General features: G+C 48.1%; 6 protein-coding genes and 1 pseudogene. All 7 read left to right on the top strand.

Annotated elements, in window-relative coordinates:
* Positions 1–241, top strand: a pseudogene (locus A3757_RS26390) (cobalamin biosynthesis bifunctional protein CbiET); the annotation flags it as partial.
* The gene (gene cobI, locus A3757_RS05135) at positions 234–1,022 is read left to right on the top strand and encodes a precorrin-2 C(20)-methyltransferase (protein ID WP_068511653.1); all 789 of its coding nucleotides are present in this window, start codon (positions 234–236) and stop codon (positions 1,020–1,022) included. The pseudogene A3757_RS26390 and the gene cobI, both read left to right, overlap by 8 nt.
* Positions 1,015–1,812 carry a cobalamin biosynthesis protein gene (locus A3757_RS05130; RefSeq protein WP_068511655.1) on the top strand — a complete coding sequence of 266 codons (798 nt, stop codon included), beginning with the start codon at positions 1,015–1,017 and terminating at the stop codon, positions 1,810–1,812. The genes cobI and A3757_RS05130 overlap by 8 nt, the downstream gene beginning before the upstream one ends.
* A gap of 62 nt (positions 1,813–1,874) precedes the next feature.
* Entirely contained in the window at positions 1,875–2,666 is a 792-nt protein-coding gene (gene cobJ / locus A3757_RS05125) for a precorrin-3B C(17)-methyltransferase (RefSeq protein WP_068553735.1), read from the top strand.
* The gene (gene cobM / locus A3757_RS05120) at positions 2,663–3,451 is read left to right on the top strand and encodes a precorrin-4 C(11)-methyltransferase (protein ID WP_068515059.1); all 789 of its coding nucleotides are present in this window, start codon (positions 2,663–2,665) and stop codon (positions 3,449–3,451) included. The genes cobJ and cobM overlap by 4 nt, the downstream gene beginning before the upstream one ends.
* Positions 3,452–3,541: 90 nt before the next feature.
* Complete coding sequence (cobW, locus tag A3757_RS05115; protein ID WP_068515065.1) at positions 3,542–4,636, top strand: cobalamin biosynthesis protein CobW; 1,095 nt, start codon at positions 3,542–3,544, stop codon at positions 4,634–4,636.
* Between the two features lie 79 nt (positions 4,637–4,715).
* A partial coding sequence (gene cobN, locus A3757_RS05110) for a cobaltochelatase subunit CobN (protein ID WP_068739258.1) occupies positions 4,716–8,449 on the top strand: 3,734 nt, incomplete at its 3' end.

The following is an 8,449-nucleotide window of genomic DNA, read 5'->3' as shown; positions in this document are numbered from 1 at the left end:
ACCAGAGCGTGGGATGGTCGTCGCCAGTGCCGTGACCGAACAAACGCGCCAACAACTTTATCAGTTTTACCAATCTCGGTTCAGCGATGAAACAAGCCATGTCGAAACATTTGAGCTGGCCGTTAGTCGCGGCGAAACGCTGGCGGGTGAGTTGTATTACAAACCACAACTACCCGTCACACTTTATAAGTTTGTGAAAGTAGAAAAGACAGCAACGAATGAGGCCTTGGATCATGTCTAACCAGCAGCAGGTCAATCAGAATAAGCTCGGCGCCTTTTATGGTGTTGGCGTTGGGCCGGGTGATCCTGACTTACTAACGATGAAGGCATTCAAAGTAATCCAGAACGCGCCAGTGATCAGCTATCTCAGTGGTGAAACCGGTAGCTCACAAGCGAAAATGATTGCAAGAAACGCGCTGACAGAACGTGAAGAGAGAGCGGCGGATCAGGGTCTTAATGTTCTTGAGGATGTCGTGATCGAGATGCCGATGTCGAAGGATCGTACCTTAGCGAATCACGCTTACGACAGTGGCGCTGTTCGGATAAAAGCGGCGCTTGATGCGGGGCAGGATGTGGCGTTTTTGTGTGAAGGCGACCCCTTATTTTTCGGCTCGTTTGCCTACTTACTTGAGCGGCTTCAGGATGACTACCCCTGTCAGGTGATCCCAGGTATTTCGTCTGTGAATGCTGCTGCCAGCGCGATGATGCAACCGCTTACAATGTTAAAAGAATCGTTTGTTGTGGTCAGTGGCCGTCATCAGGATTCGCAAATAGAGCGAGCCCTTAGCGAGCACGATAGTGTGGTGATCATGAAAGCAGGGCAGGCCCGCCCAAGAATATTGGCATTGCTTGAGCGAACGGGAAGATTAGCCGACGCCACGTATCTTGAATATATCGGCCGAGATAATCAGAAGATTGTGAGCGATATAACTCAATTATCTCCAGAGCAAGGGCCGTATTTTTCTTTGTTTGTGGTTTTACCATCGGCAGATCGTAGCTCAGAGGAGAGAAGTCGTGATTAGAATTTTCGCGTTAACCGAAGCCGGGCGCTGTTTGGCAGAACGCTTAGCAAGCGCAATTAGAACCGATTCAACTGCGCTTACGAATGAAGTCGAGGTGTCGTTTAAACCGCAACCCTTTGCGCAAACGGTGCAAGACTCATTTCGCGCCGGCGAACGACAGATTTTAATCTGTGCCACAGGCATTGTCATGCGAACACTCGCGCCGGTAATGGTGAACAAACATGAAGACCCGCCCGTCCTCGTTCTGGATGAACGTGGCGAATTTGTTATTCCCTTGCTGTCCGGGCATGAAGGTGGCGCGAATGAGTTTGGGCGAATTATTTCGGAAGTACTCAGTGCAAGCTTGGTCTTAACGACGGCGGATCCGTATTTGAAACCAATCTACATCGTGGGCATGGGCTGCGAGCGGCATTGCCCTGAGTCAGAACTTCGTGCCTTGCTAGAACAATGCCTTGTGGAAAAGGGTTTAGAGCTTTCACAGATTAGCGGCATCGCAAGCATTGATATTAAGGCGGACGAACAAGGGTTAATCGATTTGGCGGCATCCCTGGCTTTACCGTATCTCACATGGGACAAAGATCAGTTGGCGACGGTTGAGTCTCAGCTGAGCGTAAAGTCAGATTATATATTCGACACAGTTGGCGTGTATGGGGTCGCTGAATCGGCGGCATTGTATTCGGCACAAAAGACGACGTCTGCGCCAGCGGAGTTGGTTTTATCGAAACAAAAGACAAAGAAAGCCACGTGCGCGATTGCACGGAGCTTTACTAAGACAGCGTCAGATAAGTAATAGTGCTTAGGTCGTATTGGAAAAATAGTTCATTTGAATTAAGAGCAGGAAACAAAATTAGCATGAGTCAGTTATTTGTAGTGGGCACCGGTCCTGGTGATAGATCTCTTGTGGCGCCGAAAGCGCTTAGCGCCATTGGAGCCAGTTCAGATTTGGTCGCGTACGGTTTGTATCTCGACTTGTTAGGTGATGTGTGTGATGGAAAAACACATCACGAGTTACCTTTGGGGGAAGAGATCGGGCGAGCTAAACTCGCCTTAGATCTCGCGGCTAGCGGTAAAACAACCGCCTTGGTTTCGAGTGGCGACATCGGCATTTATGCGATGGCAACGTTGGTGTTTGAATTGTTGGATCAACAACTCTTAAAGCAAGCGCAAGGCGAGGCCTTAGATCATCCAGAATGGCTAGATGTTGAGATAGACGTTGTCCCTGGAATCTCTGCCATGCAAGCGGGCGCAAGCCGTGTCGGCGCCATGCTCGGTCATGATTTTTGTACCGTATCGTTATCTGATTTGCTAACGCCTTGGGAGACGATCGAAAAGCGTATTCATAGCGCTGGCCAAGGTGACTTTGTTATCTCGTTCTATAACCCCGTATCTAAAAAGCGTGATTGGCAGTTGAACCATGCGCGAGACGTTTTGCTCCAGTACCGACCGGCTTCGACGCCCGTTTTGTTGGGGCGCCAATTAACCCGTGAAGACGAGTCCATCACCATTACCACCCTAGATAAGTTAGATGCCAAAGACGTTGATATGTTCACGCTTGTGAGCGTTGGAAACAGCGAATCTCGACATATCGTCAATGGCAAAAAAGAATGGGTTTACACGCCAAGAGGCTATAAGAAAAAACTATGACAGTCTATTTTATTGGAGCCGGTCCGGGTGACCCAGAGCTCATGACCCTAAAAGGCCAGCGTATACTTGAGCGTTGTCCTGTTGTTTTGTACGCCGGTTCATTGATACCCAGAGAGGTCTTGGATTCAGTTGAAGATAAAGCAGAGTTGATTGTCGATACCGCCTCTATCGACTTAGAAGAAATTAGCCAGCACATTGAGAAAGCCCACCAAGAAGGTAAAGACGTTGCGCGGCTTCAATGTGGTGACCCTTCACTTTATGGTGCGATTGGTGAGCAAATTAGACGGCTAGAGCAAGCTGGTATTGATTATGAAATCATACCGGGTGTCAGTGCTGTTGCTGCGTCTGCCGCGTATTTAGGTAAAGAGTTGACCTTGTCTGGCGTTTCTCAAACGCTAATTATGACGCGCTATGAAGGCAAAACTCCGTTTCCTGAGCGAGAGCGGCTTCCGCAGCTGGCACAAAGCGGCGCGACCCTCGCGATCCATCTTGGCGTCACCCGCATCCATAAAATTGTTGGAGAGCTGATTCCGCATTATGGCGAAGACTGCCCTGCAGCTGTGTGTTACAGAACCAGTTGGCCCGATGAAGACAAAGTCACAGGAACATTAAAAGATATCGTCGAAAAAGTACGCGAAAAGAAATTTACTCGAACATCTTTGATCCTGGTCGGTCATGTGTTGGATACCGACGATTTTGCCGATTCTTATCTATATGCCAAAGACAAAGCGCATGTCTATCGGCCCAAGGTTAAACCAGATGTACCGAGACAAGTGAAGCGCTAGCAGCAGAAAACAACACACGTTGTCGGTGAGTTTGATTAAGCACAAAGACAACCAAGATAGAACAACAACGAGAGTACAGCGAGATAAATGATGCAATTAAATAAAATACCTACCACCGTCGTTACTGGCTTTTTAGGAAGTGGTAAAACCACCTTACTATCAAATGTCATTCAGCAAGCTGAAGGCAAACGAATCGCCGTTATTGTCAATGAATTTGGTGAACTTGATATTGATGCGGACCTGCTACGTAGCTGTCCTTTGTCTTGTGAAGAAGATGGTGCTGAAAGTGGTGTTGTTGACTCCGACTCTAGCGCTAACAATGGTATTTACGAACTCGCCAATGGTTGCATTTGCTGTACGGTGGAAGAAGAGTTTCTGCCTGTTATGCAGCAGCTTGTAGAGCGTCGTGATGATATCGATCACATTCTGATTGAGACCAGTGGCTTAGCACTACCCAAGCCCTTAGTGCAGGCATTCAATTGGCCTGGCATTAAAGAATATTGCACCGTCGATGCCGTGGTAACGGTTGTCGATGGTCCAGCGGTGGCATCAGGGCGATTTGCGCACGATGAAGGTAAGGTTCAGGCACAGCGTTTGGCCGATGAAAGTCTTGATCACGACCCTAGCTTGCAAGAACTGTTAGACGATCAATTGAGTGCTGCAGACTTGGTTGTGGTTAGCAAAAATGATTTGCTAGACGCGCCACAACGTCAATTGGTTGAAACGATTGTCGGCAAGCGCGTACCAAGCGAAGTCAAAACGACCTATATCAGTAACGGTGAAGCAGAGCTCAATGCCATCATCGGCATTGATGCTGCGGCTGAAGAGCGTATCGAGCAAATACATAATCACCATGATCATCACCATGCGCACGGCGAACATCACGAGCATGCACATGACCATTTCGATTCGTTTGTGATTCAGATCGGTGAAGTCGATAGCGATAAAATTCAAGCAGCGATACAAAACGTTGTTAGTGACTTCAATATCTTCAGAGTAAAAGGTTTTGCAGCTTTGCCAGGTAAGCCAATGAGACAAGTATTGCAGGCTGTGGGTAAGCGTCTAGACAGTTATTTTGACCGCCCATGGCAAGCAGGCGAGCCAAGAAAAACATCGCTCGTTTTTATCGGAAAAGGCATCGAGAAAGCGGTCATCCAAAGCGTATTAGAAAACGCCCTGGTTTAGGTGGACGGGTTTAGGCAAACAGGTTTAAACGCACCCATTAGACAAGCGATATTGAAAGGCAGAATTTGGTGATTTTTTTATGCATTTGCTAGCAGCTAAACCGGGTGGTTTTGTCGATGATGAAGGTATTATCGATCTCGATCAAAGCCCCGCAGAGGTAGTTATACTGACATCGGCAGACAGTAGTTTGTCTGCACTGTCGTATGCGCTACAAAATATGCACGAAGATCACCAACACGATGTGAACTTTCCGCAAGTGCGTTTGGCGAACTGGATGCAATTGTTAAAGCCTGCTGCGTATGACTTGTATGAGCATAAGGTCTTGGAGTCGGCCCAAGTCGTTGTCGTATCCTTATTGGGTGGCGCGAGTTATTGGGCCTATGGTTTGGAGCGCTTGGTTGACTGGCAGAACGCACAAACACCGGACGCTCCTAGAACCTTAATTGTGGTTCCTGGGGATGATAATCCTGATCCGGACTTATCTGATGCTAGTTCGGTAGTGCCTCAGGATGCGCACCGTGTTTGGCGTTACTTGCGTGAAGGCGGCGTCGAGAATGCCCGACATCTTTATCACTTTATTATTGCGCGTTATGTCAGATTATTAGCTGATCTAACGTTGTCATGGCAAGAGCCGAGGCCCTTACCCAAATGTATGATTTACGAGCCGGGTGTAGAGCAGGGGACCTTATTAGCTTGGCAAGACAAGGTAAGCAATAAGGCTGGCCAAGATAATCCAACCGTAATGCTGTTGTTTTATCGAAGTCATTTGCAAAGCGCTAATACCACGATGTTCGATGCGCTAATTAGTGTCTTGGAACAGCATCAGCTTTCTGTGTTACCCGTTGCGATTAGTTCGCTAAAAGACCCGTCATCACTCTCCTTGGTTAACGCATTAATCGACCAGGCAAATGTACAGTTGGTACTGAATGCGACTGGGTTTGCAACCAATACCGTGGCGAGCCCCGATCTTAGTTCTGAGCCAAGTACTTTCCAATCGCCCTTTGAGAAAGACCTTGTTGTTTTGCAGTTGGTATTGTCAGGTAGTACAGAAGAAGACTGGTTAGCGCATAGCCAAGGCTTGAGAAGCCGAGATTTAGCGATGCAAGTCGTGCTTCCTGAAATGGATGGTAGGATTGCAACCCGTGCACTTAGTTTTAAGAGCGAGAGTTTCTACGACGAGCATGCCCAGTCGAGTATCGTTCAATATGAATTAAATGCTGAACGGGCACATTTCGTAGCGGAATTAGCATGGCGATATTGCCGACTTGCGGTGAAGCCAAATTCAGAAAAACGCATCGGGATGATACTCGCGAATTATCCGACGAAGGATGGCCGGATAGGGAATGGCGTTGGGTTAGACACACCCAATTCAGCCTGCCAAATTCTGAGTGCCTTGGCCGATGCTGGTTACCCCGTTAGCGATATTCCCGAATCGGGAAATGCATTGATCGAAGCATTGCTAACTTCTGTCACCAATAATCCAAATACCTTGCACCATTTGCCATGTTGGCAAAGTCTTTGTGTCGAGACCTATAAGAAGCTGTTTTCTGCGTTACCCGAATCGTCACAGAAAGCAGTAATAGATCAGTGGGGACAGCCAGAGGACGACAACAAGTTTCGGCAAGGGCGACTGATGATATCGGGTATTCGTTTGGGCGAGATCTTTGTTGGTATTCAACCTGCACGAGGATTCAATATTGATCTGGTCGCAAACTACCATGACCCGGATTTGATCCCACCGCACAACTACTTAGCTTTCTATTTTTGGCTGAGACATGTCTATAAGGTGGAAGCGGTGATTCATGTTGGTAAACATGGCAATCTGGAATGGTTACCCGGAAAAGGCTCGGCCTTATCATCAGAATGTTGGCCTGATATTGCGCTTGGCCCTATGCCGCATTTTTATCCGTTTATTGTGAATGACCCAGGTGAGGGTGCTCAAGCAAAGAGGCGAACCCAAGCGGCCATTATCGATCATCTAATGCCACCCATGACAAGGGCTGAAACCTATGGACCACTAGCCGAGTTAGAGTCGCTAGTCGATGAGTATTACCAGGCAATGGGAATGGACGACAAGCGCGAAGTCTATCTCCGAAAAGCGATTTTGGATCAGGTAAAAGATAGCAATGTGCTAGACGAACTTGGCACTGAAGATACGTCAGATGAAGACGCTGTACTAAATCGGCTCGATGCGTATTTATGTGACATCAAGGAAGCGCAGATACGACATGGTCTGCATATACTAGGGGTGCTGCCAAACAAGGAGAAGCTTTCGGATACGATAGTGGCCTTACTGCGCTTGCCTCGTGGTGGTGAGAAACACAGTCAGGGAATTCTTCATAACCTGGTTCTGGATTTAGATATTAAAGGTGACGATGATCTATTTGATCCACTGTCTGCAGGTGCGGAAGCTTGGGAGGGCACGAGACCTGAATGCTTAGCCGAACTAGATGAAGGACTTTGGCGTACCGAAGCGGATACACGTGAGCGACTAGAACTGCTTGCCAAAAAGCTAGTAGAAACCTATGTCTTGTCTGACGAATCAATTCCGTTGCTTGCGCAATTACCTTCTACACTAGCGCAGCTCAATTATACAAAAGACGTGCTCTTAGCTGCGTTGAGAAAAAGTGCAGAACTGGAGTTGGGCTCAATCATCAAGGGCTTAAGAGGTAAGCGCATTGACCCTGGCCCGAGTGGCGCACCAACGCGAGGAAGATTGGATACCTTGCCGACAGGGCGTAATTTCTTTTCCGTTGATAATCGTGCCATACCGTCCCCGGCGGCGTGGGAAATAGGAAAGCGTTCGGCCCAAGCTTTGATCGAACGTCATCTTCAAGCGCATGGTGATTATCCCAAACAGCTAGGTTTGTCAGTTTGGGGTACGGCAACCATGCGAACCGGTGGCGATGATATCGCTCAGGCTTTTGCTCTGATGGGCGTCGAACCTATTTGGGCGCCGGGATCTAACCGTGTTGTTGATTTTAAAGTGCTGAGCACCCAATTGCTGCAACGACCTCGTGTCGATGTGACCTTGCGGGTCTCGGGCTTTTTCAGAGATGCATTTCCTAACGTCATGAAATTATTTGATGCGGCCGTGCAAACGATTGTCGATATCGAAGAACCTGGAAACGAGAACATCATTCAACAGCATGTGTTAGAGCGTATCGATGAACTAACACTGACGGGGTTAAATGCCGATTTGGCTAGAAGGCAGGCGAGTTATCGTGTGTTTGGTAGTAAGCCCGGCGCTTATGGTGCGGGTCTACAGGGCTTGATAGACGAGCGTTGTTGGGAGCAAAAGAGTGATCTAGCCGATGCCTATCTGAATTGGGGTGGCTATGCCTACGGTAACGAGGCGGGAGACGGTGTCGATGCCAAGGAAGCTTTCCGTTTTCGATTGTCGCAATTAGAGGTGGTTTCGCAAAACCAGGATAATAGAGAGCACGACATCTTGGACTCTGATGATTATTACCAGTTCCAAGGGGGCATGAGCAACGCGGTTGAAGTGTTCTCGGGGGATGCACCAACGATGTATCACAATGACCATTCCAACCCGTCATCTCCTAAGATTAGAACCTTGAAAGAGGAGCTGAACCGGGTTGTCCGTTCGCGAGTGTTAAACCCTAAATGGATTCATGCGATGCGAGAGCATGGTTACAAAGGTGCCTTTGAGATGGGGGCGAGCATTGATTATATGTTCGCCTATGATGCCACCACCAATCTGATTGATGATTATCAATACGAGGCCGTGACTGATACCTTGATACTCGACTCGGATAACCTCAATTTTCTCTTGGAGAACAACCCCTCTGT

This window comes from Oleiphilus sp. HI0117, assembly GCF_001635235.1.
Note: the sequence above shows the minus strand (reverse complement) of the source record. Positions and strands in the feature narration are given on the sequence as shown.

Bases quoted from the DNA above. Each gene is read 5' to 3' on its own strand.
- cobI (WP_068511653.1), top strand. From the start codon at position 234: ATGTCTAACCAGCAGCAGGTCAATCAGAATAAGCTCGGCGCCTTTTAT.
- cobM (WP_068515059.1), top strand. From the start codon at position 2,663: ATGACAGTCTATTTTATTGGAGCCGGTCCGGGTGACCCAGAGCTCATG.
- cobW (WP_068515065.1), top strand. From the start codon at position 3,542: ATGCAATTAAATAAAATACCTACCACCGTCGTTACTGGCTTTTTAGGA.
- cobJ (WP_068553735.1), top strand. From the start codon at position 1,875: ATGAGTCAGTTATTTGTAGTGGGCACCGGTCCTGGTGATAGATCTCTT.